Here is a 24,436-nt window from a genome sequence, read left to right as displayed (position 1 = left end):
CCGGCGCCCCGGCTTCCGAGGGCGCCCCGGACGGCGCCGGCCTCCCCGGAGGGAGCCCGGCCGCCGCCTACGGGCGGTTCCTCTCCGGGCACGCCCAAGCCTGGATGCCAGCCTTCGCCGAGCGCCTGGCCGCCGAGGCGCGCCATCCCTTCTACCGCGCGGCGGCGGCCTACCTGGGGGCGCTGCTGGCCGACTGGCCGTCGGAAGCGTAAGCGCGCGCCATGGCTTCGGCGTGCTTGAACAGCCAGGCGCGGACGTCGGGCGGCTCGAGCACTTCCAGCAGAGGGCCGAACGACAGCAGATAGTAGCGCGTGCGTTCGGTGATGTCGCAGGTAAGGGTCACGAGCCAGCTGCCGTCGGCCTCGCGCACGATCGTCTCGGGCGCGAACTCCTCGCGGACGCGCGACTCGGCCTGCGCGGCGAAGCGCATCACCAGCACGTCGTCGCCTTTCATGTGCCCGCCTTCATCAAGTGCAGGCAGCTCGCGCGCTTCGAACGTTTCCGGCAGCACATCCAACGTTTCCCAGTCGATGCGGAACAGCTTGAACATGCGCCATGCATCCCGCTCGCGGCACCATGCGCGCAGGTACCACGACGATTCCTTGAACATAAGCTGGGCGGGTTCCACGGTGCGCTCGGTGCGGTTGCCCTCGGCGTCGAAGTAGGCGAACGACAGCGGGTGCCGCCCGATGGCGGCGTCGCGGATGGTGTCGAACGCGGCGCGGTAGTTCGGCGGCGCGCCCCAGAATGAGAAATCCATGTCCAGCCAGTTCACGTTCTCGCGCTGGAATAGGCGGCCGAGGCGCACGGCCGTCTCGTCGCTCGCATCGTCGCTGGCCCCGGTGCGGTTGAGCGCGGAGAGCGCGGCCATGATGTCGTCCTGCTCTCGCTCGCTCAGCACCGAGCGGTCCAGCACGTAGCCGTCCATGAGGTGCACGCCGCCGCCTTTGCCGCGCGTCATGTACACCGGCACGCCCGCGGCCGACAGCGCGTCGATGTCGCGGCGCACGGTGCGCTCGGACACCTCCAGCTTGCGCGCCAGCTCGCCCGTGGTGGCGGTGCCGCGATCCATCAGCAGGTAGACGATTTCGAACAGACGTTGAGGCTGCATGGCTTCGTCCTTATGCGCAGTCGGTCGGGACGTTGGCTTCCAGCGCGGCGTTCGCTTCGTCAAGCACCTGCTGCACGAAGTCGGGGCGCGTGCGAGCCAGTTCGCTGAAAGGAACGGGATCCGCCGGGTCGTCGTCGAAGGGGGCGAGCTCTTTCACGTACCAGGTCACGTCGTGCCACGAACCCGCCTTCCAGCCGGCGTGCGATTGCACCCAGCAACGCTGGAACCCGCAGCCGGCGTGCAGACGCTCGCTTGCCTCGTTCGGCACGGTTACCAGGCCGTACGCGCTTTTCACGCCCTGCGCGCGCAGCAGTTTCAGCAGCGCGTCGTACAGCGTGCGCCCCCGGCCGCCCCCGGTCGCGCCTTGTTCGAGGTACACCGAGAGCTCCGCGTTCCATCGATAGGCCGCCCGGCTGGCTTGGGCGTGTGCGTACGCGAACCCGATGACGCGCCCGTCCTGCTCGAGGACGAGGCACGGATAGTCGACCATCGCGTCGGCCATGCGCGCGGCGAATTCGGCGCGCGAGGGCGCGACGGTGTCGAAGGTGACGGGCGTCTCGACGTACGGCGCGTACACCGCGCGCATGGCTTCCGCGTCGCCGCGCGCCGCGATCCGTACGTTCGCGCTGGTCGCACAAGGGGAGAAGTCCATCGGTTCGATCCTTTCGTGCCGGAAGGGAAGGCGGTGCGCACGGTCTGGGCAGAACCGCGTCCCCATACTACCACGAGCATGCAACCGGCGTCCGCGCCCTCGTTTGGCGCGTTCGAGGCTTCCGATCGAACCTGCGTCGAGCGTGCTTCGGAGAAGGATGGCTGCGCCCTGTTCGTCAGCTGGCCCCGCTGGCACGATTCCGCTCATCTATATGCTGCAGAATCGAGGTTTTGGCACGCTGGGCGCTCTCCATCGAAAAAGGTTCGGACAAAACCCCAGATCACGTTTTTCTCGCGGTGACGAAACCATCGTTGCAAGGGGGGGGTCAACTGCCAAAAACTCGATTTTGCAGCATATTTCAACATTGGGAGGCGTACCGCGGCCCGAAGGACGAGCGCGTCGAGGCCGAAACGAATCGCATCTACAAGGTCGGGTTCATCATGCTTTCGATCGGGCTTGTGCTGTATATGTACTTATGTACTACGCAAGCAGCTTGACATGCGTTTGGGCGAATAGCCCTTTCGAGCGCCTCTTCCGACTAGCGCGACCCCGTGGCGCTCCTATGTTGTTTGGTCGTTGCGTACTTGTATACTCCTGTTCGTTAGGGAATACTGCACAGACGGAAAGACCCGGAAAGCTCGAAGCGATGGGGCGGAGTCGCCGGAAAGGCTGTTGTGGCAAAGGTTCTCAAAACGATCAAGCATCGGTTGAAGCATCGGCCGGCCCTCGTGGCGGGCGTGTTCGTAGGCGCGGCCGCGGTGCTGGCCATCGGCGTGGGCACGATGGCTGCGAACGCCGTGCGACCCGAGGATCCCGTCGCCGTGGCCGACGAGGTGGTCGCCGTGCTTCCCGAGGCGACCGCGCAGGCGGAAGAAAGCACGCCTTCGCAAGCGGAATCCGAAGAAGCCGTCGACCCGCGTGCCGTCGCCGAAGATGCGCGCACAGCGCTCGACGCCGCATCGGGCACCGAAGACGTGAACCTGTTCAATTCGGTGACCGGCATCGCGCGCACCCTGTCCTCCGACGAGATCTCCGATGTGGAAGGCGCCATCGCGGCATACCACGATGCGGGTTACGAGGTGGGCTTTGTCATGTACGACCTGACCACGCACGAGGGTGTGGGGTACAACGCCGATCAATGGTTCTTCTCTGCCAGCACGGTCAAGGCACCGTTCGTGGCTTTCGCGTCGCAGGATATGGTGGACGGCGGCCGAGCCTCTCTTGATGAAGAGGTGGTCGAAGACGTCATCCTCGACGGTACCGGAATCATGTCGTCGGACGACATAGATCGCTACGACCTGCAAACCGTCATGGCCAACACCATCGTGCACTCCGACAACACCGGTTACGGGCTGTTGCGCGAACGCTTCGATCAGAACGATTTCCAGGCTTGGTGCGCTGCGGCCGACGTGGACGCCGCCGCTTGGCAGGGCGAATGGTATCCCTATTACACGCCGCGCGACTTGGCGAAGATGTGGCTGAACGTCGGCGCCTACGTGGCCGAGGGCCAGGGCAACGCGCCGTGGCTCGCCGACGTGCTGCAGCAGACTGAACTGTCGTTCCTGCGCACGGCACTGGGCGAGGGCCGTCGTGTTTTGTCGAAGCCCGGCTACGAGATCGATACGCCCTGGTACGACATGGGCGCGCTCAACGATGCTGGCCTCGTGGTCACCGATACTGATGTTTACGTAATCGCCATCATGTCCGATGCTGATTACGATGACGAATACTTCACCGACAACGAGCACCTGATCGTCGATCTTGCGTCCGCGTTGGGGGCGGCGCACGATCGCCTGCTGTTCGAAGGAGGCGTAGCATGAGATCCGCACGCTGGAGCGTACCGAACGCGATGCTCGCGGGAGTTCTGGCGCTTGCTCTGTGTTCGGGCGGAACCGTTTTCGGCGGCGGGGTCTTCTCGCGTGCCTGGGCAGACGAAGCGGAAGAGGCGCAAAAGGCCGTCGACGATGCGCAGGCCACGCTCGACGACGCCGAGTCGCATATGGAAAGCATCGCGGGCGACTACGACGCCCTCAAGCAGGACGTCGAGGAGCTGCAAGCGCGCGTCGACGAGATATCGGCCCAGGCCATGGATGCCCAGCAGGCGGTCATCGAAGGCCGCGCGGCTCTCGGGAAGACGGCGGTGCACGAGTACCTCAACGGGGGAGCGTCGCAATCGCTCGTGACCATGGTGCTGGAGGCGCGAAGCTTCAGCGACCTCATACGCAATCTCACCTATCTCGATTCGATCATGCAGTTCCACGCCGACGAGGTGGAGGCGCAAAAAGAGCGCTCAGCGAAGTACGAGAAGCTCATCGACGACCTGAACTTCCAGAAAGACGAGCAGGAGAAGAAGCTCGAAGAGCTGGAAGCGAAGCGCGCGGAAGCCGAAACCGTGCTGTCCCAGGCGAGCTCCAAGCTGTCGAACGCCCAAAGCGACCAGGCCGCGCGTTTGGAAGCGCTCAGGCAGAAGGCCGAGGAGCTGGCGGCTGCCGATGGCGCCACCGGGCCGGTCATCGACGAGAATGCGGATACCATCGGCCGCGAGGACGTGGTCGATTCCAACACCCCGGTCCAGCCGAACCCCGATCCGAACCCTCCGGCGCCGGCTCCCGAGCCCTCGCCCGATCCCGATCCGGCGCCGAGTCCCGCTCCTGATCCCGGCATCAGCTGGTCGACCGGCATCGCGTCCGCGTACGGCGGTTCCACCGATCCGTACACGCCGAACCCCGGCACCACGGCGAACGGGTCGGTGTGCGACGACAACTCCATGGGCGTGGCCATCCCGATGTCGTGGCCGAACTTTCGCTCGTATTTCGGTCGCACCGTCGAGATCTCCTACAACGGGCAAACCGTGCTGGCCACCGTAAACGATTGCGGCGGCATGGGCGGGGGCAGCCGATCCCTCGACTTGCAGCCCGGCGTATGGAAGGCCTTCGGCTTCTCGTCGTGCCTCGACTGGGGTCTGCGCACGGTCAACTACCGCTTCCTGTAGAACGCCGCGACGCGTCCTTGTGAAATTTCCCGCACGGCGTGCGCTCATGTGCTAAACTGCATCGTTACATGCGATGACGAAGACAGCGCCGCGCAACGCGGCTGCCGGCAGAGACGGGTGCCACCGGCTGAAAGCTCCCGGGCAGCAAGCGCGACGATTCCCTTCCGAGCAGCGCGTTTGAACGCGGACGCAGAGGCGCGACCCTGGTCGCCGCCCCGCGAGACGCTAAGTAGGATGCGCCGGGGGCTCCCGTCACAGAGCGAACGAGCGGGCGGCCCGCACAGCGGCCGTCAACCGAGGTGGTACCGCGAGAGCCTTCTCTCGTCCTTGGACTTTGGGCGCATGCCCTCAGGAGCAAGGACGAGAGAAGGCTCTTTTTCATGTGCGCCGCCGGGCGGGCGGCGCGGGGCGAGAGACGGAAAGGGACGGCAGAATGGCAATCGTGGAGGAACTGGAGGCGCTGCGCGAGCAGACCATCGCGCAGATCGCGCAGGCGGCCGACACCGCGGCGCTCGAGCAGGTGCGCATCGGCGTGCTGGGCAAGGCGGGCACGCTGACCGGGTACCTGCGCCAGATGGGGCAGATCGCGAAGGAGGAGCGCGCCGCCGTGGGCAAGACGGCGAACGAGGTGCGCGCCGCCGTCGAAGGCGCGCTGGCCGCGCGCAAGGAGGAGCTGGCCGCATCCGAGCTGGCCGCCGCCATCGACGCGGCCGCCGTGGACGTGACGCTGCCGGGCCGCTCGCAGCAGGTGGGCACGCGCCACCTCATCAACCGCATCACCGACGAGATCTCCGAGATCTTCCTGGGCCTGGGCTACACGGTGGCCACGGGCCCCGAGGTGGAGACCGACTACTACAACTTCGAGGCGTTGAACGCCCCGGCCGACCACCCCAGCCGCAGCCTGGCCGACACGTTCTACGTGCGCGACCTTTCCGGCGCGCAGGCGGCCGTGCGCGGCGAGTCCGACGTGCTGCTGCGCACCCAGACCTCCGGCGTGCAGGTGCACGCGATGGAGGACAACGAGCTGCCCATCTACGTGATCGCGCCCGGCAAGGTGTACCGCCGCGACGTGGCCGACCCGTCCCACCTGCCCCAGTTCACGCAGATCGAGGGCCTCGTGGTGGACGAGGGCATCACGTTCGGCGACCTCAAGGGCACGCTCGACTACCTGTGCAAGCAGATGTTCGGCGAGGAGCGCAAGACGCGGTTCCGCGCCCACTACTTCCCGTTCACGGAGCCGTCGGCCGAAGTGGACGTGAGCTGCGGCATCTGCCACGGCGAAGGCTGCCGCTTCTGCAAGGGCACCGGCTGGCTGGAGATCCTCGGCTGCGGCATGGTGGACCCGAACGTGCTGTCCATGTCGGGCATCGACCCGGAGAAGTATTCGGGCTTCGCGTTCGGCATGGGGGTGGAGCGCATCGCCTGCCTGAAGTACAACGTGCCCGACCTGCGCATGCTGGTCGAAGGCGACATGCGCTTCCTAAGGCAATTCTAGGTTTCTGGCGGGACGCTTGGCGAGGCCCAGTCGCTCAGACAGTCCTCGCTGCGCTGCGGAACTCGCTTGGTGGACCTCGCCAAGCGTCCCTTCGCACTGTTGACGTTGTTGCGATGCGCCTGCTGACTGGCTCGGATCCGAGTTGCGGTATTCAGTCAGACGGGGGCTTGGTGGAAAGAGGAAGAGCTGATGAAAGTATCTTTGAAATGGTTGTCTGAGTATGTGGACGTGCCTTCGGATACGAAGGCGTTTTGCGACCGGCTGGATTTGACGGGCACGGGCGTGGAGGCGGTCGAGAAGACGGGCGACGCGTTCGACGGCGTGGTCGTGGGTTACGTGGAGACGTGCGAGCAGCATCCCGACAGCGACCACATGCACGTGGTCACCGTGGACGTAGGTGCGGGCGAGCCGGTTCAGATCGTGTGCGGCGCGCCGAACATCGCGCAGGGGATCAAGGTGCCGGTGGCCACCATCGGCGCGGTGCTGCCCGGCGACTTCAAGATCAAGAAGTCCAAGCTGCGCGGCGTCACTAGCTGCGGCATGTGCTGCTCGCAGCGCGAGCTGGGCATGGGCAGCAACCACGAGGGCATCTGGATCCTGCCCGAGGACGCGCCGGTGGGCATGCCCATCGCCGACTACCTCAAGCTGTCCGACACGGTACTCGACCTCGAGGTCACGCCGAACCGCCCCGACTGCCTCAGCATGGCGGGCATGGCGCGCGAGGTGGGCGCGATGTACCGCACCGACGTGAAGCGCCCGCAGATCGACCTCGTGGAGGACGCCGACGCGACCCCTGCGTCCGACCAGGTGAGCGTGGAGATCGCCGACGCGTCCCGCTGCTGCCGCTACACGGCGCGCGTCATCAAGGACGTGCAGGTGGGCCCGAGCCCCGACTGGCTGGCCGAGCGCGTGGCCGCCGCGGGCGCCCGCTCCATCAACAACATCGTGGACGTGACGAACTACATCCTGTTCCTGCTGGGCCAGCCGCTGCACGCGTTCGACTTCGACAAGCTGGCAGGCGCGGACGGCAAGGCGCACATCGTGGTGCGCCCGGCGGCCGAGGGCGAGCGGTTCACCACGCTCGACGGCGAGGACCGCCAGCTCGTGCCCGACATGACCGTCATCGCCACGCCCGAGCGCGCCGTGGCGCTGGCCGGCGTCATGGGCGGCCTCGAGACCGAGGTCACCGAGGCTACCACCACGGTGCTGCTGGAGGCCGCCGCGTTCGACCGCGCGCACACCAGCCGCACGAGCCGCAACCTGGGCCTGATCAGCGAGTCGTCCATGCGCTACGAGCGCGGGGTGGACGACAACCCGGTGGCCCTCAACGCCGACATGGCCGCCGCGCTCATCGCCGAGGTGTCGGGCGGCTCGGTGTGCCCCGGCATGGTGGACGTGTGGCTGGAGAAGACCGAGCCCGTCGACCTGAAGTTCCGCGTGCCGCGCTTCTGCGCGATGATGGGCGCCGAGATCCCGCGCGAGGAGGTCGTCGACATCCTCAGCCGCCTGGGCTGCGAGGTGTCCGATGCCGACGACGCCGACGTGCTGTCCGTGACGGCGCCGACGTTCCGCCCCGACCTGGAGCGCGAGATCGACCTGTACGAGGAAGTGGTGCGCCTCTGGGGCATGGACCGCATCCCGGCCACGCTGCCGGGCGGCCGCGGCCGCTACGGCACGCGCTCGCAGCTGGAGCACGTGTCCGACATCATCCATCGCACCATGTGCGCGAGCGGCCTCAACGAGACGATGACCTATTCGTTCGCCGAGCCGGGCGACCTCGACCGCCTGCGCATGAGCCACGAGGGGCTGGGGCAGCCGGTGGAGCTCATCAACCCGCTGAACGCCGACCAGTCCGTCATGCGCCAGAGCATCGTCCCCGGCCTCATGCGCAACGTCGCCTACAACCAAAGCCGCGGCGTGAAGAACGTGCAGCTCTACGAGATGGGCGCGGTGTTCTTCGCGACGCAAGGCAAGAAGCAGCCGAAGGAGCGCCGCCGTCTGGCCGGCGTCATGGCGGGCGCCATGGGCGACGCCGGCTGGAACAGCGCTCCGGCCGCGTTCGACTTCTTCGACGGCAAGGGCGCGATCGAGAACCTCGCGCGCGAGCTGGCGCTGCCGAAGCTGCGCTTCAAGGCGCTCTCGGCCGACGAGGCTCCGCACCTGCAGCCCGGCCGCGCGGCCGCGGTGCTGTCGGGCGGCACCGAGCTTGGCTGGGTGGGCGAGCTGCACCCGCTGGCCGTGGACGCCTTCGACGCGACGGCGCCTGTCGTGGCGTTCGAGCTTGACGTGGACGCCCTGGCGAAGTCGGCGCGCCCCGCACGCGACTACGTGGACGTGCCCACGTTCCCGGCCGTGTCCATGGACGTGGCGTTCGTCGTGGACGAGGGCGTCACCCACGAGCGCCTCGTGCAGTGCATGACCTCGGCGGGCGGCAAGCTCTTGGAGGACGTGCGCCTGTTCGACGTGTACCGCGACGAGGCGCGCGTGGGCGCGGGCAAGAAGTCCATGGCCTACGCGCTCACGTACCGCGCCGCCGACCGCACGCTCACCAGCGAGGAGGTCGACAAGGCTCACGAGCGCCTGGTCAAGAAGGTGTCCAGCGCCACCGGCGCCGAAGTCCGCGGGTAGGTCCGCCCTCCAGGCGCGGCTGGCGCTCGGGTTGCCATCCCGAGCGCAGGCTCGCCCGTGCTGTCCCTGCGTCCCGTCCAGCAACGACGGGGACGCAGGGGGCCGGCGGGTGGTCGGCATGTCGATGGCGGTGGTATACTAATGCCATGAAAGTGCTCGACCAACATACCATCGCTTCGGCTGTGCGCTCTATTGCTCCTGGTTACGGAGTTGTGAAAGCGTACCTGTTCGGTTCGCACGCGCGCGGCGATGCGGATGCGGCATCTGATGTGGATCTGTGCATTGAGCCTGACGACGGGTTCACGCTCTTTTCCCTTGGAGGCTTCGGCAGCCATCTTGAAGAGGCGTTGGGGGTGCCGGTCGACGTGGTGTGCGGGGACGATTCGTTTTACCCGCGTGCGCGCGAGCGCTACGAGCGAGACAGAAAGCTCATCTATGAGAAATCCTGAAGCGATCGAATGCATCGAACTGATGGTGCCGCTTTGCGATATCGTATCCGACCGAATCGCGCGCTACTCGATGTCCAGAGAAAGCGTGTGCCTGAACGACGACCATCTCGATCTTTTGCTGATGCCGATATTTCAGATCGGGGAACTGATCGGCGGAGGCGGATACCTCGATGCTTTGCAGGAACTCTATCCTTCGGATATGTGGGTTCAGGCATATGGCATGCGCAATCGAATCGCCCATGGTTATGCAAAATTGAAGCCTGCGATTGTTTGGGAAACAGCTATAACAAGCATTCCCGCCCTGCGGGAATTGTGCCTGCGGTTGCTCGAAGACTAGCGCGGTATCTGCCTTACATCCCCATGATTGCAAGCGCTTCGATCAGGGTTCGTGCGTTTCAGGCTCGACGGGGAGATCGCTCCCGCTGCATCCGGAAAACGATGCTATACCGAGCGCGAACGCGAAGGCGAGGCTAGTCGTCAGAAGGGACGTTCGGTTGGATTGGCGCATGGGGGCGTCCTTTCCTCGTCGGTTCCGTTTCCCCAGTATAGCGCAATCCCGTTACCGGTTCGTCAACGGACGCACACCTGCGTGCGGCGCCGCCGTACGACAATTATGCGGACGGCGAAAGGGGCGGCATGGCGAAATCGGTGGGCACGCAGGATAGGGAGTTGCGCAAGCGGCGCATGGCTGTGGCGGCGGCGCTGCTTGCGTTCGCCGGCATCGTCGGGGTGTTGGCGCTGCTGTTCGGCCGCGACGCGCTGGCTTTCCTGACCGACGGACATCGCGTGCAGCAGCAGGTGGAGCGCTTGGGGCCGCTTGCGCCCGTGGTGTTCGGCCTGCTGGTCGTTCTGCAAGAGGTGACGGTGATCGTTCCCAGCGAGCCGCTGGAGCTTGCCGCGGGCTACGCGTTCGGGTTCTGGGAGGGCGCGTTCGTGTACCTTGCCGCCAGCGTGGTCGGTTGCTTCGCTATCATCGCGGTAGTGCGCTTCGGCGGCGATCGCGTGCTCGAGCTCGTCCTCACGAGAAAGGGTCGCGAGTGGCTGGCCCGCTTGCGCGGGGCGCAGAGGTTCGACTTCGCTATTCTCGCGGCGTTCTTCATCCCCGGCCTGCCGAAGGATCTCATGGCCTACCTCGCCGCGTTCGCCGGCATGCATCCCGTGCATCTTGCAGTCGTCACCACGGCCGGTCGGTTGCCGTCGGTGCTGGCCATCACGCTGGGATCGTCGTTCGCCGCCGCAGGCGATTGGCGGGCGACCGCCATCGTGTTCAGCGTCACCGCCGCGGCCGTGGTGATCGGCGCGCTCGCATACCATCGCTTCAAGCGCCAGCGCGACGGGGGTGCGGGAGGAGCGGCGAAGTAGGCGGACGATGCGCTTAGCGGGGCGGTGCGACGGTCTTCAGAATCTAGAGAAAACTCCCCATTTTGTCCATAGGTGTTTTGGTCATAATTACGAATGTCCTCCAGGGGTATGGCGCGGGATTTGCTGGCGAACGGAGCGGGCGGGACGGGCAGAGTGGGATGCGATCTCCCGATCTTCCTTCTCTTTCCGATGTTCGCGATGTCTAACAAGCGGTACAATAGCCGGCAAAACGAAAGGATACGCGTATGTACGACGGACGAACCAACCCGGGCCGCAACGACGAATGCTGGTGCGGCAGCGGCAAGAAGTACAAGAAGTGCCACCTCGCTTTCGACGAGCGCCTGCAGAGCATGTACGAGCAGGGCTTCGAACTGCCCGACCGCGCCTCGCTGAAAAGCGCTGCCGACATAGAGGGCATCAAGCGCAGCGCGACCATCAACATCGGGGTGCTGGACTACGTGGCCGAGCGCATCGGACCGGGCACGACCACCGAGGAGGTGGACCGCTGGGTGCACGACTACACGGTGGAGCACGGCGGCATCCCGGCCGACTTGAACTACGAGGGCTACCCGAAAAGCGTGTGCACCTCCATCAACGACGTGGTGTGCCACGGCATCCCGTCCGAGGACGACGTGCTGCGCGAAGGCGACATCGTGAACGTGGACTGCTCCACCATCCTCGACGGCTACTACTCGGACTCGTCGCGCATGTTCCGCATCGGCGAGGTGTCGCCCGAGCGAGCGCGCCTCGTGGACGAGACGAAGAAGGCCATGGAAGCGGGCCTTGCCGCCATCGAGCCGTGGGGGCTGCTCGGCGACGTGGGCGCGGCGGTGAACGCGTACGCGAAGGCGCAGGGCTTCTCGGTGGTGCGCGAGTTCGGCGGCCACGGCATCGGGTTCGACTTCCACGAGGACCCGTTCGTCAGCCACGTGTCGGAACCGGGGACGGGCATGGTGCTGGTGCCGGGGCTCGTGTTCACCATCGAGCCCATGGTGAACGCCGGCGAGGCGCCCATCGACATGAGCGACCCGAACGGCTGGACCGTGCGCACTGCCGACGGCAGCGACACCGCTCAGTGGGAAGTGCAGGTCGCCATCACGGAAGACGGCCACGAGCTGCTTTCCTGGTAGAGGACAACAGCTCGGTTGTCGTTCCTCGAGGCGCATGCAACGTTTCGTTCAGGTAAAAAGACTTGTGTTTTTTGAAGGCGCCCGGGACACCATGGTATACTAACTGCTGTAAAAGGACCACCGGATCTAGGTGTTCGCACTAGTGGTGAAGGTGGCTTCGGGGAAAGCGTCCCGACACTCGATCTAGGTGTTCGCACTAGTGGTGACGGTGTCCGGGGCGCTTCCGTGTTTAAGGAAATCGTAAATCCTGATCAGCCTCTTTATTTCCGGACAATCGTTGAAAATGCGAGGGTTGTTCCCTATGTCCGTCTTGAGCAGCGTCTCCAAGCTGTCGATATCGTATTCTTCGATTTCGAGAAAGCAGAGCTTTCTGTAGAGGCTGTCGGGCTTGTTCTCGCTTGTGCGTTCCATTTCGATTATCGCACTGACTGTTTTTACATCGAGTTGTTTACGGAAGCTTTTCTTTTGGCTGCGATAGGCACTGTTTAAATACGAATCGATGGCGGTATGGTTTTTCGCGAATTCGGAAACTTTGTCGTAAAGCTCCCCTTCGTACACCTCCAAGTATTTGAAAATTGGCAAACCACCGGTATTGTGCTTGAGCAAATCGGGCAGATATTGCTCGACCACCAGCCTCGGATTGAGGTTCATATTGTCGAACACGGCATCCAGATAGATGTCGTTAGCCTTGACGGGGCTCCCTTTGGATGTGGTATCCGCTCCGATTCCGATGATTATCTTGGCATCTTCGGGCAAAGATGAGATTCCGTCGAAGCCTCGAGTGGTTACGGTGCCATGTGTTGACAGATCCATTTGAAATATCTTCTTTTTCAGCGTCCTCATAAGCCTAGGCGGATAAAGCGTTTCCGATTTCGCGATTGCTTGGTAAATAGGGGTGAAATCGTCGGAAGTGATCGTTGTCATTTCGATGGAAGCTTCGGATCCGAACGATTGACGGGTATATGTGATACCGACGTCGCTGCCGTGCTGCACGAAAATCATTCGGTCGCGCAGTTTGCCAAGCCCTTCAGGCCCAAGGCATTCGGCGAGTGATTCTAGGATGTTGAGAATGTTTTTGTCGTTCATGGAGTAGCCCATGAACACAATGGGGTATTCGACGAAAACAGTAAGAATTTTGGCGACCAGGTAGGCTTTTCTCGTGTTGAACGAATCGTAGTCCGATGAGGTGATGACGATGCTGTCGGGATTGTCAACCGACCCGTGGATTTTGTATATCTCCCCCACTTCGTATATATCTGAGAGGAGCAGCTCGCTTTGGCCTGCGTAGGTTTTGAAGCCGGGGAACAATCCTTCGATGAAGCGGTCGTAGTTGGTGGTGATCACTCCTGAGATCTTATTCGATGCTGCACGAAGGACAGAGAGTTCTTCGTGCAAAAGAGTCGGTTCGTATGTGTCGAGATAGCGGGCGATGAAAAGCTTGAAAGCGGAAGTCCCGGCCTTCAGCTGGTCGAAATGCTCATTCCTGAACCCTTCGAACGATGGATCGGCGAGAGCAGTGCGATTGAAGTCTTTCTCCATCAGTGTAGCGATTGCCGGGTATCGTTCAAATTTCCCTGTGCCGGACACCTCGTTGTCGTATCTCTCGAGTGCGAATGGATTGTCGGATATTCTCGCGCATATCCCTCGTAAGAGGGATTCCCAATTGGGGAGCTCTGCATACCTCATAGGAATGCCTGAGCCTACGAACAGAAAGGGGTGGCGACCGGTTTTGCGTAGGCGAGACCCCAGCTTCACTCTAATCTCGTCATACTTGGTCTGTTCTTCCATAAGGCCCCTTCCTCTGCTGAGCTTTAGCTTATGGTATCACGAAGGCTTTGATATAGGCGCGACCATCGAAGCCGTTCGCAGGAGAGCCGGGGAGGGGGTCGGCTCTCCCGCGTGACCTGCTACTTCTCGGCCACCATGCGGCCGATGACGTATCCTTCGGTGTAGCAGCGGCCCAGCGACAGGCCGAACACGGTCAGCGGGTAGTCGATGCCGCCGTAGAAGTGGCCCGAACAGTTGCCGATGGCGTACAGGTTCTCGATGACCTCGCCTTCGGGCGTGAGGCATTCATGCTTCGCGTTCACGTCCACGCCCGAGCAGATGGCGCTCATGCGCACGTGACGGTGGATGCCGTAGAAGGGCGGGGTGTCCACGGGAACCAGGTAGTTCGCGGGCTTGCCGAAGTCCTCGTCCTTGCCAGCGGCAACCAGCTCGTTGTAGCGCTTCACGCTATCGACGAACGCGGCCTTGTCGGTGATCTCCAGCTTGTCGGCCAGCTCCTCCAGGGTGTCGGCCTTGAACGTGTTGATCTGCCCCTCGAACACGCCCTCGCGCTCAACGTCCTCTTCGGGCATGTACACCTTGAGGCCCTCGGGGTCCACCAGCTTGCCGGGCCACTCGGCCGCCGCTTCCATGTAGTTGCTGTCGAACACCTGGCAGTAGTGCCCCGAATCCTCCTTCGAGCGCAGGTAGCAGTTCATGAGCGACATCTCCACCGTCTCGTTGACGAAGCGCGTGCCGTCCATCTTCACGGCCAGAAACGGCATGTCGCACATGGAGGCCGGGCCTGCGTCGAAGTCGTGCAGCATCTTCGTGTGCGCCAGGTCCTCGATCTTGCCGCCGGCCCACACTACCATCTTGTGGCCGTCGCCGGTCTTGTTCGTCTGCTTGGGCTCGAAGTTCGTCATGTCGGGTTGGTAGTAGTGCAGCATCTCCTCGTCGTTCTGGTAGTCGCCGCACGCCACGATCACGCCCTTCGAGGCGTTGAACTGCATGTAGCCGTCCTTGCCCTTCGCGATGACGCCGGTCACCTTGCCACCGTCGCCCGTGACCAGCTGCTCGGCGGGGGTGGAGTAGAAGATCTCGACGCCTTCCTTCTCGGCCGTGGAGGCCAGCGCGCGCATGCCGTCGCCGGTGTTGTAGGGCTTGGGGCCGAAGAACGAGGTGACGAAATTGATGTTGTACCCCTTCTTGTTGATGAGGGGCATATGCTGCAGGTTGCCCTGGTCGATCACCTGGGCGCCGCCTTCGAGCGATTTCTCGATGACCCACTTCACAGCCTCGCCGGAGTTCTGCGCCCACAGCTCTACCAGTTCGCGATTCGGACGGTGCTGGCTGTCGGCGATCAGCTGCGATACGAGGTTGGCGATGTCGGCCGGGTCGCTCGTGGCCAGGTCGATGCCGCTGCCCGAGTTGCCCTGCGCGATGGCCTGCGATTCCTTCTGAAGCAGCGCCACCTTCGCGCCCGCCTCGAAGGCCGACAGCGCGGCCGGCACGCCTGACGCGCCGGCGCCGATGACCACCACGTCGTAGTCCTTTGTCTCCTTGACGTCGGCGATGGCCTCGGGTGCGGTCAGGAAGCTGGGCATGCCGGTGCGCAAGTGCCCTGCCGCCGTGGTGGCCTCGTCGGTCGTGCTCGCTGCGCTGGCCGAGCCTGCGGCGCCCGCCCCTTGCGGCGCGCATGACGCCAGCGCCCCGGCGCCCACGACGCCCGCTGCCGCGATGCCTCCGAATTTGAACAGATCGCGCCTGCTGATTCCGTTGACGTGCTCGTGCATGATGCCCTCCTAGCGTGTCGGTCCTTCGCGTTCGCCCGATCCGTTTCAGGCGAACCCCTCGAGACGCACCATAGCCTCGTGGCGCGCGCCTGTCGTTCGTCCACGTGTCGGGAACCGGGGATTATTTTCATCATCCTTACCTATCATCCCATCGTTGAGCAGGCATAATGAGGGATCGAGGCTCTGGTCGAGGTGCGGAGCTCCCTGGGCATAGGGCGATAGTTTCGCTAGAATGGTGAACCATCGAAACACTGGGGAGGGGGTGCCGACGAGGGCAGCGCGTCGGTTCGATGCTATGGAAAACGGCGAAACGAAGGGATCCGGGGAGTTCGATCGACCCCGAGAGAGCGCGGAGCTTCGCTTCGCGGACGACGAAGCGGTCGGCGTGCGGGAGGCCGACGCGCCCGCGTGTGAGGACGGCACCGTTGCGGGCGCACGGGCGCCGGGTCCATTGCTGCCGTGGCTGCCGTCCATCCCGCTGTTCTTCCTCGGGCTGGGCGTGTACCGTGCGTGGATCGAGATCGTGTTCGTGGGCTCGTTCGTCGAGTTCCCCGCAGCTGCTGTCGCGGGCCACGACGCGTTCGATCTCGTGATGATAGCCACGATGTTTTTGTGCGCCGCCCTTGCCAAGCGTATCGGCCCGCTGTTCGGAAAGCGCTCGTTGTACGCCGTGTCCGGCGTTGCGCTTACGGTGTCCACGCTGTGCATGTTCGCGTCCATCTGGATACCGAGGTCGGCGGATGCGCTTGCCGTGCCGGCGGTGCTGCTGGGCGGGTTTGGCATCGCGCTCGTCATTCTGCTGTGGTCGGAACTGTACGGCTGTCTCAATCCGTTTCGCGTCGCGCTGTACTATTCGGCGTCCATGATCGTGGCGGCGCTCCTCATTTATTTGTGCAGGGGCTTGCTGTTACCGTGGCTCGGCGCCGTCGTGCTCGTGCTGCCCGTCGTGTCGCTTGCCGCCTGCGCGGCGGGGTTCCGCTCGTTGCCCTCCGGCGAGCTTCCGCGCGCCAAGCCGTCGAAGTTCTCGTTCCCTTGGAAGATCGTGTTGCTCATGGCCATCTACGCGTTCGCGTACGGGCTGAAGGAATCGTCGATGTACCAGTCGACGTTCGGCCCGCATTCGGCGTTCGGCACGCTGGCGGTGGCCGCTATCGTGTTCGTCGGCGTCATAGCGCGCGGCGGCAAATTCGACTTCGGCGTGATCTACCGCATCGCGCTGCCGCTCATGGTGGCGGCTTTCCTCATCTTGCCGAACGTGGGCGTCCTGGGGCAGGCCGCGTCCGATTTCTGCACGAGTGCGTCCTACACCGCGTTCTCCATCCTCATCATGCTCATCATGGCGAACCTGTGCTATCGCTACGGGATGTCGGCCGTGTGGCTGTTCGGCATCGAGCGCGGCGTGCGTGCGTTGTTTACCCTGTTCGGACGCCAGACCGAGCAGCTGTTGGGCGCGCCGTCGTTCGGACTGGCCGGATCGGATGCCGTTGTCAGCGGGCTCGTGGTCATCCTCGTGGTGGCAGCCACGATGATCCTCTTCTCGGAAAAGGAGCTGTCCAGCCGCTGGGGCGTGTCGTTTCTGGGCGAGGATGGCGCGGCGGGCGACCGGGCCATCGTCAAGAAGCAAGAGCTGGCGAACCGATGCCAGGAGCTGGCGCGTTCGTACGGCCTGTCGCCGCGCGAGGAAGAGGTGCTGCTGTTGCTGGCGCAGCGCAAGACCGTGGGATCCATCGAGCGCGAGCTGTTCATTGCGAACGGCACGGCCAAAACGCACATCCGCCATATCTACCGCAAGCTCGACATCCATTCGCGCGACGAGCTGTCCGATCTGCTGGGATTATTTGAATAATTTAACAAACAAATGTTCGTATCATATGCTATACTGTTCTCGAACGAAAGAACCAGTGCAAGCGCTGAACCCGACGCCTCCCGAAGGACGGGCAGCCCATTGATGACCGCGGTGTTCCACGCGATCCGTACCACGCTTGCAGGATCGAGCATCCTCCCACGACCTGGAACACGGTAAACGAGGTGTCGTACTATGCCTGCATTCGGAAATCAAACGTCGTGCTCCTACCCTGAAACGCTCGTGCTCGTCGAGGCGCTGCCTTTGTGCCGCATCCTCGCGTCTGATTGGCCGGGAGAGGAGGTTCCGGCCGAGTTTCCCCTGTTCGACGAGGAGGTTGAAGCGGAAAGCATGCTCGCGCGCCCGTTGCGATGCGCCGCGGTCATGCCGTGCGCCGAAGCATTCGCGCTTCTGGAAGAGGTCGGTCATGTCGGATGGTAGCGCCTGGGAACGCGAGGCGCTTTCCATCAAGCAGGTTCCTTCGCTGCAGGCCCTGCTGCGCTGCTGCGACGAGCGGCTGCTCGTCCGCGCTATCGTCGAAGAGCATGCGGTTCTGGCCGGCGATTGGGATGCGCTTCCGGCGAAGCGCAAGCGGGCGGCCGAGAAGCGGCTGGCAGCCACGTTGGCCACGATGCGGGGTCTGCCGCTCGACAAGAAGGGCGCGCGGGGCAGCCTGCTGCTGCCGCATGAGTCGTTCGTGCTGCACGCGCGCAGCGGCTTGATCGAGCGCCACGTGTCAGCGGCGCTGCTTTCGCTCGACGACGTGCCGCTCGCGCGCAGGGCCGTCCAGCGCTCCGACGCCGCGCCGCCCGGAGAAGCCGAGGGGCCGCAGCCGCGTCCCTACACGCTCGATCCGTGGGAGCGGACGCTTGCGAGCCGCGTGTGGCTGGGCGGTTCTCGGTGCTGCCGCGAGCGCTACCTCGTGCTGGCGGCAGCGTTCTGGGAGATGACGTACTTCGGGTTCGAGTACGAGCGCGTCTGCGCGCGCCGTGCAGAGGAGAAGGCGCGCCGTCTGGTGGGGAAGGACGTGCCCGGCGAGCGTCCCTCGGAGCCTCCGCGCACCGTGTCCGACGAGCGGCGCCGGCAGGCGGAGGGGTTCGGGCTCGTGGAACCCGACCGCTTCGAGCTCGACTACCGCGATAGCATGATCGTGCGAGTCGCGCAGCTCAACGACGACAGCCGCAAAGCCCTTTGGCTGCTGCTGCTCGACGTGGCGCGCCGTCTGGGCAAGGCCTGAGCGGCAGGGGCTCGTTGAAGCGATCGTCGGAGAGGAGGATAACGGGGCGAGAACGGGAACAGGCGCCCGCAGGCGCCTGTTCCCGAACGAAGCTGATGCCGTCGACGTGCTAGTCGGCAACCTCGACAAGCGTGATCTCGAAGTTGAGGTCCTTGCCCGCCAGCTCGTGGTTCATGTCGAAGGTGGCGATGCCGTCTTCTATGGAGCGCACGAACACGGGGAAGGGCTGGCCGCCCGGACCCATCATGTACACGGTCTGGCCCACGGGAAGCTGGTCGCCGTTCGGGATCTGATCGACCGGAACTTGCTGCACCATGGCCTCGTCGCGCTCGCCGTACGCCTCGGCGGCGGGGATGTGCACGTTCTTCGTGTCGCCCTGCGCCATGTCCTTCACGGCGGAGTCGAACCCGGGGATCATCTGGCCGGCCATGCAGGTGAACTCGATGGGCTCGCCGCGATCGACGGAGGAGTCGAACTTCGAGCCGTCGTCGAGGGTGCCCGTGTAGTGGACCTTGACCTTCTTGCCTTCGTTGCTCATCAAGAGCTCCTTTCGAGAGAATGCAATGCCCATCAGTCTACCCGAGCCGTTCGAGCTTTCCCGTTCGCGGCGCGAAACTTGCTCCAAGTCGCCACAAGTCCGTAACCGAGCCTCCTGCCTTCCTGGAAGGAGGTTGCGAGGCCCCTGCTCCCTTCGCCGCTGCGCTCAGGATGACAACTCGCCCCAGCTCCAGTCTCCCGCGGTGCTACCGTTTCGGGAGATCGCGCACGTCGAGCAGCGTGATCTCGAAGTTCAGCGCCTTGGCGATGGCGTCGTGGTTGAGGTCGAACACGGCGCGCTCCTCGTCCAGCTCCACGAGTCGTGCCGGATACGTCTGCCCGTCCGGCCGTTCGAGGCTCATCACATCGCCCACGGCGAGCTTGATATTGGCGGGGATCTTCGCGCGCTCCACTTCGATGACGCGCTCTTCGGTGCGCTTCTCGTACGCCTCGTCGGCTCCTACGCGGACGCGCTTCGTTTCGCCCACGGCCATGTCGCGCACCGCGTCGACGAACGCGGGCGGCATCCACCCGTCTGCGCAGGGGAACTCGATGGGCTGCCTCGTCTGATCGATGAAGGTGGCGCCGTCGTCGAAGTAGCCGCGGTAGGCCACCTTCACCATGCGATCCTCGTTGCTCACGCCCGTTCGCTCCGTTCCGCGAGGTCGGCCAGCGTCACGCGGCGCGCGACGAGGTCGGCGAGCGGCTCCAGGAAGCCCTGCTCCTCGTCGGCAAGGCCGTCGCGCGCGATCTTCACGATGCGGTCGCACAGCTCGGCGACGGGTCGTCCGTATACCTCGGCTTCGTAGCCGCGCTCCATGAGCGCGTCCTGCGCCGCCAGGTAGTCGTCGCGCCGCACGTCGGCGAACAGCCCGTCCATCGCGTCGAGGCTCGTCGGCGCGTAGAACAGCCCCTTGATCAGCGCCGCGTAGGCGATGACGTAGGGGATGGGCATGGCGTCGGCGGGGCGGATCTCGATGTAGGTCTTGAGGCGCACGTCGGTGAAGAACATGGACACCGCGTGCTCCACCTCGGCGCGCGTCATCGTGCGCGCGGCGTAGATATCGCCGAACGTGCGGTCGGAGTAGCACCACCGCTGCTGCTGGCAGGGGATGAGGATGGCCACGGTGTCCAGGATGTACTCAGCGTAACGGCGCAGGTCGAACGAGGGATCCAGCACGTCGGGCACGAGGCCGCATCGATCGTTGTCCACATGCTGCCAGATGTCCGTGCGCACCAGCTGATGCTCGCGCGGCTTGCCTTCGAACACGGGTGCGTTGTCGCACATAAGCGAGAGCATCGGCACCAGCGCGAACGCCAGCCGCAGCTTGCGCAGGCAGTCGGCCGTGCTGGTGTAGTCGATGGACACCTGCGTCGAGGCGCTGCCGCGCATCATGCAGGGGCCGTAGATGTCGCGTTCGCCCAGATAGAGGTCCATGAACTGGTAACGGCGCTTCGGGATGAGCTCCAGCGAGCGCGCCGTGGCGGAGGGATGGTAGCCGATCGCCAGCGCCTTCTCTCCCGCGGGCTCCAGCACGTCGGAAAGGCGCTGCGCGAACCCTTCGAACGTGTCTCGCGCGGTCGCGAGATCGGCGAAGGGGCCGGCGGACAGCTCGATCTGCGCCGCGGGCTCGATGGTGACCGCCTCGCTTGGGCGGGCGACGCCCAAGAGGTCGCCGTGCTCGTCGGTGGTGGTGCGCGGGTAGTCGGCCGCGAGCTGGCGCAGCACCCACGCCACGCCGTGCTCGCCGCTGTACGAGACGGGGCTCAGGTCGTCGTGCACGATGATCTGCTCTAGCTCGATGCCCAGCTCGCCCGGGCCGCCGAAGGCTTTGATGCCGCTTTCGAAGTAGCTGACGATGGCGTTGATGTTGCTTTCGCGTGCGGGCTGCTCCTGCCCGGTTGCGGCTGTTTTATTCATGTAGCAAGCTCCTGAACTTCGCGTGTCCTATGCAATCGTGCGTTACTTTGTATACAATACCGCTTTGGTCGCCGAGCATGTCGACATGTCGGCAAATCCATATTGTTTCGCTGCCCTACTCGAAGACGAGGCCCGGTTTGGACGCTCATATCACAAAACGCACAGCGATCCTGCTGCTGCTGGATATCGTCGCGACGTACGCCGCGTACTGGCTCGCATCGCTGCTCACCGACGTCGAGGGCGAAGTGTTCGTCAACAACGAGATCTACTTCATGCTGGGCATCCTCGCACTCATCAACGTTGCCGTGCTGGGGCTGTTCCATCTGTACAACAACCTCTGGGAATACGCCAGCGTCGACGAAGCCATCCAGATCGTGCTGGCCGTGGTGCTGTCAACCCTGGTGGGCGCCGTGTTCCTCTGGATCATCGACGTGCGGCTGCCCATCCGCGTGTTCTTCGTCTCGTGTTTCATGCTCATATTCTTCATGGGCGGTATCCGCCTGATCTTCCGCGTCATGCGCCAGAAAAGGCGCGCGCTCGTCTCCACGCAGCGCGCGTGCGACCGGCCGCGCACGCTGGTGGTGGGCGCGGGGGAGACGGGCTCGCTGGCCATCGGGCGCATGGCCTCGAAGGACCCGCTCATGCCGGGCATCCCCATCGTGGCCACCGACGACGACCCCACCAAGCGCGGCTCGCGCATCCACGGCGTAAGGGTGGCCGGTTCCACGGACGACATCGTCGACCTCGTGGACAAGCACAACATCGACCAGATCGTCGTGGCCATCCCGTCCTCCACGCCCGAGGAGCGCAAGCGCATCTACGGCGAATGCACGAAGACCGACTGCAAGCTGCGCACCCTGCCGAACGTGCGCGAGCTGTCGCTCGACGAGATCGGCGACGTGCGCCTGCGCGACGTGGACGTGGCCGACCTTCTGGGCCGCGAGGAGATCATCCTCAACACGCGCGCGGTGTCGGGCTACATCGCCGGCGAGACCGTGCTGGTCACGGGCGGCGGCGGCTCCATCGGCAGCGAGCTGTGCCGCCAGCTGTGCAAGGTGGCGCCCGCCCGCATCGTCATCTTCGACATGTACGAGAACGACGCCTACATGCTGCGCAACGAGCTTTTGGCCGAATACGACGACATCGACCTCGTCATCGAGATCGGCAACGTCTGCGACGAGGCGCGCCTGAACGAGGTGTTCGCGAAGTACCGCCCCGGCGCCGTGTTCCACGCGGCCGCCCACAAGCACGTGCCCCTCATGGAGCAATGCCCGCGCGAGGCGCTGCACAACAACGTGTTCGGCACGCTCAACGCCGTGCGCGCCGCCGACGCCTACGGCGCCGCGCGCTTCATCTTCATCTCCACCGACAAGGCCGTGAACCCCACCAGCGTCATGGGCGCCACGAAGCGCATGGGCGAGATGGTCATGCAGTACTACGCGCGCACGTCGAAGACCATTTTCTCCGCCGTGCGCTTCGGCAACGTGCTGGGCTCGAACGGCAGCGTCATCCCCGTGTTCCAGCGCCAGATCGCCGCGGGAGGCCCCCTCACCGTCACCCATCCCGACATCGAGCGCTTCTTCATGACCATCCCCGAGGCGTCGCGCCTGGTCATCCAAGCAGGCGGCATGGCGAAGGGCGGCGAGATCTTCATTCTCGACATGGGCGAGCCGGTGAAGATCGTCGACTTGGCGAAGGGCCTCATCCAGCTGCAGGGCCTCACGCCCGACGTGGACGTCAAAATCGTGTTCACGGGCCTGCGCGAGGGCGAGAAGATGTACGAGGAGCTGCTCATGGACGAAGAGAGCACGCTGCCCACCGACAACCACTCCATCCTCATCTCCACCGGCCAGGAGATCAGCTACACCGAAGTGGCTGAGAAACTGGACGAGCTGGAAGCCGCACTCACCCTCACCGACGAGGAAGCCGTCCACGTGCTGGAGAAAACCGTCTGCACCTATCGCCACACCCCCAACAAGGTATCCTGAAGAGGCGCGCCTCGAGGCGCGTTCGGACATGGACGCGTCGCGTGCCCGCTGCATTGTCGCCCGAAAAACACGGAAAACGGCCTCCAAGCGTGTTTTTCGGGCGACAATGCATAAGCGGTTGGTTCGCGCCAAGACGCGATCATGATATAATTACGATAAAATTTTATCATGAAGGAGGTGCCTATGAACATCAGGCCGATATCGGATCTTAGAAACCGCTACGCGGACGTCGAGCGGGATGTCATCGAGGGCGGTCCCGTTTTCCTGACGAAGAACGGGTACGGCTCGATGGTGGTCATGAGCGTAGAGCAATTCGAGCATATCAACGGCGGTGTCGAGTTCGCTCTCGATGCGGCCGATCGGCAAGCTGCGACGACGTCTCTGCGCTACACGCATGAAGAAGTGTTCGGTTCCATTCGGGAAGGGCTTCGCAATGGACGAGAAGCCGCGGCGCTATAGACTTGAGTACCTACCTCTTTTCTGGGACGACCTCAACGAGGCCGTCTCCTATATTGCCGATGTGCTCAAGGCTCCGGAAGCTGCCGAGCGCTTGATCGACGCAACCGAAGCGGGCATCTTGGCTCATTCCCGAAATCCCACGCTTGCGACGACGTACAAGACGGCGAAGCCCAGACCTCTTCCGTACTACTGGTTCGAGGTGGGGAACTACATGGTGTTCTACGTCGTGCTCGACGACGTGATGGAGGTACGCCGGTTCCTGTACGGCGCGCGCGATTTGACGAAAATGCTTCCGTGAGGCACGGTTGCCGTTTCCGCGCCTCGAGCTCGTCCGCCGCATTATCGGCCGAAAAACACGGTTTTGCGCATAAATCCGTGTTTTTCGGCCGATAATGTGTATGGGGGAGCCGTCAATTTGCGCCCGAATCTTGTCAAACGCGCCGTTCTTTCATAGGATGGACAACAGCATTCGAAACGCCTCAATTTTGTGCATGCGCACAAATTACAGGCGACGCAACGGCTTGAGCGTCGCGTCCGCGCATCGGACGACGGGTACGAAGGGGATCGACATGGCGATCACGACAGGCATCGTTGGAGCGGCCGGCTTCGCCGGCATCGAGTTGACCAGGCTCGCGTTGCGTCATCCCGACCTCGATCTGCGCGTGGTCACGTCCAACGAGTTGGCGGGCACGCCCGTGGCCGCGGAATACCCCGGCTTCACCGGTGCCACCGATCTCGCCTTCGCCACGCACGACGACCCAGCGCTCGACGCGTGCGACCTCGTGTTCCTGGCCGTGCCGCACACCGCGGCGCTCAAGATGGCGCCGCAACTCGTCGCGCGCGGCGTGACGGTGGTCGACCTGTCGGCCGACTTCCGGCTGAAGGACCCCGCCGTCTACGAGCGCTGGTACGCCACGCCTCACACGGCGACCGACCTGCTGCAACGCGCCGCCTTCGGCCTGCCCGAGCTATTCCCCGACGATCTCGCGCGCGTCGCGGCCGCCCATGCGGCGGGCGAGGGCGTGCTCGTGGCCTGCGCGGGCTGCTATCCCACGGCCACGTCGCTCGC

Annotated in this window: 21 protein-coding genes and 2 pseudogenes; 16 read left to right on the top strand and 7 right to left on the bottom strand. The window is 64.2% G+C overall.

Annotated features, from left to right (window positions below):
- Nucleotides 1–212, top strand: a pseudogene (locus HMPREF1023_RS15905) (molecular chaperone TorD); the annotation flags it as partial.
- Here HMPREF1023_RS15905 and HMPREF1023_RS04880 read toward each other — a convergent pair.
- The gene (locus tag HMPREF1023_RS04880) at nt 170–1,111 is read right to left on the bottom strand and encodes a YafY family protein (RefSeq protein ID WP_009305066.1); all 942 of its coding nucleotides are present in this window, start codon (nt 1,109–1,111) and stop codon (nt 170–172) included. The pseudogene HMPREF1023_RS15905 and the gene HMPREF1023_RS04880 sit on opposite strands and share 43 nt — an antisense overlap.
- Nucleotides 1,112–1,121: 10 nt before the next feature.
- Entirely contained in the window at nt 1,122–1,763 is a 642-nt protein-coding gene (locus tag HMPREF1023_RS04875; protein WP_009305065.1) for a GNAT family N-acetyltransferase, read from the bottom strand.
- A 674-nt stretch (nt 1,764–2,437) separates the two neighbouring features.
- On the opposite strand from HMPREF1023_RS04875, the gene HMPREF1023_RS04870 reads away from it, so the two are divergent.
- From HMPREF1023_RS04870 to HMPREF1023_RS04835, 8 genes are all read left to right on the top strand, one after another.
- Complete coding sequence (locus tag HMPREF1023_RS04870) at nt 2,438–3,583, top strand: serine hydrolase (RefSeq protein WP_232228684.1); 1,146 nt, start codon at nt 2,438–2,440, stop codon at nt 3,581–3,583.
- Complete coding sequence (locus HMPREF1023_RS04865) at nt 3,580–4,755, top strand: hypothetical protein (RefSeq protein WP_035578394.1); 1,176 nt, start codon at nt 3,580–3,582, stop codon at nt 4,753–4,755. The genes HMPREF1023_RS04870 and HMPREF1023_RS04865 overlap by 4 nt, the downstream gene beginning before the upstream one ends.
- 442 nt (nt 4,756–5,197) lie before the next feature.
- Nucleotides 5,198–6,250 (top strand): phenylalanine--tRNA ligase subunit alpha, encoded by a 1,053-nt coding sequence (pheS, locus tag HMPREF1023_RS04860; protein WP_345784125.1) that lies wholly within the window; start codon nt 5,198–5,200, stop codon nt 6,248–6,250.
- 189 nt (nt 6,251–6,439) lie between these two features.
- Entirely contained in the window at nt 6,440–8,878 is a 2,439-nt protein-coding gene (pheT, locus tag HMPREF1023_RS04855) for a phenylalanine--tRNA ligase subunit beta (RefSeq protein ID WP_009305061.1), read from the top strand.
- A gap of 146 nt (nt 8,879–9,024) precedes the next feature.
- The gene (locus HMPREF1023_RS04850; protein WP_009305060.1) at nt 9,025–9,327 is read left to right on the top strand and encodes a nucleotidyltransferase family protein; all 303 of its coding nucleotides are present in this window, start codon (nt 9,025–9,027) and stop codon (nt 9,325–9,327) included.
- Nucleotides 9,314–9,664, top strand: a complete 351-nt coding sequence (locus HMPREF1023_RS04845; RefSeq protein ID WP_009305059.1) for a DUF86 domain-containing protein — start codon at nt 9,314–9,316, stop codon at nt 9,662–9,664. The genes HMPREF1023_RS04850 and HMPREF1023_RS04845 overlap by 14 nt, the downstream gene beginning before the upstream one ends.
- A 299-nt stretch (nt 9,665–9,963) precedes the next feature.
- Nucleotides 9,964–10,689 carry a TVP38/TMEM64 family protein gene (locus tag HMPREF1023_RS04840; protein ID WP_009305058.1) on the top strand — a complete coding sequence of 242 codons (726 nt, stop codon included), beginning with the start codon at nt 9,964–9,966 and terminating at the stop codon, nt 10,687–10,689.
- A 245-nt stretch (nt 10,690–10,934) separates the two neighbouring features.
- On the top strand, nt 10,935–11,819 hold the full coding sequence (locus tag HMPREF1023_RS04835) for a methionyl aminopeptidase (RefSeq protein ID WP_009305057.1): 885 nt from the start codon (nt 10,935–10,937) through the stop codon (nt 11,817–11,819).
- Between the two features lie 183 nt (nt 11,820–12,002).
- Here HMPREF1023_RS04835 and HMPREF1023_RS04830 read toward each other — a convergent pair whose 3' ends face one another.
- The gene (locus HMPREF1023_RS04830) at nt 12,003–13,607 is read right to left on the bottom strand and encodes an SIR2 family protein (protein ID WP_009305056.1); all 1,605 of its coding nucleotides are present in this window, start codon (nt 13,605–13,607) and stop codon (nt 12,003–12,005) included.
- 119 nt (nt 13,608–13,726) lie between these two features.
- Nucleotides 13,727–15,382, bottom strand: a complete 1,656-nt coding sequence (locus HMPREF1023_RS04825) for an FAD-dependent oxidoreductase (protein ID WP_009305055.1) — start codon at nt 15,380–15,382, stop codon at nt 13,727–13,729.
- 295 nt (nt 15,383–15,677) lie between these two features.
- Between HMPREF1023_RS04825 and HMPREF1023_RS04820 the strand changes: the two genes are divergently transcribed.
- From HMPREF1023_RS04820 to HMPREF1023_RS04810, 3 genes are all read left to right on the top strand, one after another.
- On the top strand, nt 15,678–17,228 hold the full coding sequence (locus HMPREF1023_RS04820; protein ID WP_009305054.1) for a helix-turn-helix transcriptional regulator: 1,551 nt from the start codon (nt 15,678–15,680) through the stop codon (nt 17,226–17,228).
- Nucleotides 17,229–17,420: 192 nt separating this feature from the next.
- Nucleotides 17,421–17,666 (top strand): hypothetical protein, encoded by a 246-nt coding sequence (locus HMPREF1023_RS04815; RefSeq protein WP_015761113.1) that lies wholly within the window; start codon nt 17,421–17,423, stop codon nt 17,664–17,666.
- On the top strand, nt 17,653–18,462 hold the full coding sequence (locus tag HMPREF1023_RS04810) for a hypothetical protein (RefSeq protein WP_009305052.1): 810 nt from the start codon (nt 17,653–17,655) through the stop codon (nt 18,460–18,462). The genes HMPREF1023_RS04815 and HMPREF1023_RS04810 overlap by 14 nt, the downstream gene beginning before the upstream one ends.
- A 109-nt stretch (nt 18,463–18,571) precedes the next feature.
- Here the strand turns inward: HMPREF1023_RS04810 and HMPREF1023_RS04805 are convergent, their stop codons facing one another.
- From HMPREF1023_RS04805 to HMPREF1023_RS04795, 3 genes are all read right to left on the bottom strand, one after another.
- Entirely contained in the window at nt 18,572–19,000 is a 429-nt protein-coding gene (locus HMPREF1023_RS04805) for a peptidylprolyl isomerase (protein WP_009305051.1), read from the bottom strand.
- A gap of 205 nt (nt 19,001–19,205) precedes the next feature.
- The gene (locus HMPREF1023_RS04800; protein WP_009305050.1) at nt 19,206–19,640 is read right to left on the bottom strand and encodes a peptidylprolyl isomerase; all 435 of its coding nucleotides are present in this window, start codon (nt 19,638–19,640) and stop codon (nt 19,206–19,208) included.
- A complete protein-coding gene (locus tag HMPREF1023_RS04795) occupies nt 19,637–20,920 on the bottom strand; it encodes a glutamate-cysteine ligase family protein (protein WP_009305049.1) in 1,284 nt (427 codons plus the stop codon). Before HMPREF1023_RS04795 ends, HMPREF1023_RS04800 begins: the two co-directional genes overlap by 4 nt.
- A 137-nt stretch (nt 20,921–21,057) precedes the next feature.
- Between HMPREF1023_RS04795 and HMPREF1023_RS04790 the strand changes: the two genes are divergently transcribed.
- The 4 genes and pseudogenes from HMPREF1023_RS04790 to HMPREF1023_RS04775 form a co-directional block, all read left to right on the top strand.
- Entirely contained in the window at nt 21,058–22,908 is a 1,851-nt protein-coding gene (locus HMPREF1023_RS04790; protein ID WP_009305048.1) for a nucleoside-diphosphate sugar epimerase/dehydratase, read from the top strand.
- Nucleotides 22,909–23,091: 183 nt separating this feature from the next.
- A complete protein-coding gene (locus HMPREF1023_RS04785; RefSeq protein WP_009305047.1) occupies nt 23,092–23,367 on the top strand; it encodes a type II toxin-antitoxin system prevent-host-death family antitoxin in 276 nt (91 codons plus the stop codon).
- A complete protein-coding gene (locus tag HMPREF1023_RS04780) occupies nt 23,342–23,665 on the top strand; it encodes a type II toxin-antitoxin system RelE/ParE family toxin (RefSeq protein WP_009305046.1) in 324 nt (107 codons plus the stop codon). The genes HMPREF1023_RS04785 and HMPREF1023_RS04780 overlap by 26 nt, the downstream gene beginning before the upstream one ends.
- 271 nt (nt 23,666–23,936) lie before the next feature.
- A pseudogene (locus HMPREF1023_RS04775) lies at nt 23,937–24,436 on the top strand (N-acetyl-gamma-glutamyl-phosphate reductase); the annotation flags it as partial.

It is taken from the genome of Eggerthella sp. 1_3_56FAA (genome assembly GCF_000185625.1).
Taxonomy (GTDB): Bacteria; Actinomycetota; Coriobacteriia; order Coriobacteriales; family Eggerthellaceae; genus Eggerthella; species Eggerthella lenta.
Note: the sequence above shows the minus strand (reverse complement) of the source record. Positions and strands in the feature narration are given on the sequence as shown.

Bases quoted from the DNA above. Each gene is read 5' to 3' on its own strand.
- HMPREF1023_RS04875 (WP_009305065.1), bottom strand. From the start codon at position 1,763: ATGGACTTCTCCCCTTGTGCGACCAGCGCGAACGTACGGATCGCGGCG.
- HMPREF1023_RS04825 (WP_009305055.1), bottom strand. From the start codon at position 15,382: ATGCACGAGCACGTCAACGGAATCAGCAGGCGCGATCTGTTCAAATTC.
- pheT (WP_009305061.1), top strand. From the start codon at position 6,440: ATGAAAGTATCTTTGAAATGGTTGTCTGAGTATGTGGACGTGCCTTCG.
- HMPREF1023_RS04830 (WP_009305056.1), bottom strand. From the start codon at position 13,607: ATGGAAGAACAGACCAAGTATGACGAGATTAGAGTGAAGCTGGGGTCT.
- HMPREF1023_RS04820 (WP_009305054.1), top strand. From the start codon at position 15,678: ATGGAAAACGGCGAAACGAAGGGATCCGGGGAGTTCGATCGACCCCGA.
- HMPREF1023_RS04865 (WP_035578394.1), top strand. From the start codon at position 3,580: ATGAGATCCGCACGCTGGAGCGTACCGAACGCGATGCTCGCGGGAGTT.
- HMPREF1023_RS04780 (WP_009305046.1), top strand. From the start codon at position 23,342: ATGGACGAGAAGCCGCGGCGCTATAGACTTGAGTACCTACCTCTTTTC.
- HMPREF1023_RS04840 (WP_009305058.1), top strand. From the start codon at position 9,964: ATGGCGAAATCGGTGGGCACGCAGGATAGGGAGTTGCGCAAGCGGCGC.
- HMPREF1023_RS04880 (WP_009305066.1), bottom strand. From the start codon at position 1,111: ATGCAGCCTCAACGTCTGTTCGAAATCGTCTACCTGCTGATGGATCGC.
- HMPREF1023_RS04795 (WP_009305049.1), bottom strand. From the start codon at position 20,920: ATGAATAAAACAGCCGCAACCGGGCAGGAGCAGCCCGCACGCGAAAGC.
- HMPREF1023_RS04845 (WP_009305059.1), top strand. From the start codon at position 9,314: ATGAGAAATCCTGAAGCGATCGAATGCATCGAACTGATGGTGCCGCTT.
- HMPREF1023_RS04850 (WP_009305060.1), top strand. From the start codon at position 9,025: ATGAAAGTGCTCGACCAACATACCATCGCTTCGGCTGTGCGCTCTATT.
- HMPREF1023_RS04810 (WP_009305052.1), top strand. From the start codon at position 17,653: ATGTCGGATGGTAGCGCCTGGGAACGCGAGGCGCTTTCCATCAAGCAG.
- HMPREF1023_RS04785 (WP_009305047.1), top strand. From the start codon at position 23,092: ATGAACATCAGGCCGATATCGGATCTTAGAAACCGCTACGCGGACGTC.
- HMPREF1023_RS04805 (WP_009305051.1), bottom strand. From the start codon at position 19,000: ATGAGCAACGAAGGCAAGAAGGTCAAGGTCCACTACACGGGCACCCTC.
- HMPREF1023_RS04815 (WP_015761113.1), top strand. From the start codon at position 17,421: ATGCCTGCATTCGGAAATCAAACGTCGTGCTCCTACCCTGAAACGCTC.
- HMPREF1023_RS04835 (WP_009305057.1), top strand. From the start codon at position 10,935: ATGTACGACGGACGAACCAACCCGGGCCGCAACGACGAATGCTGGTGC.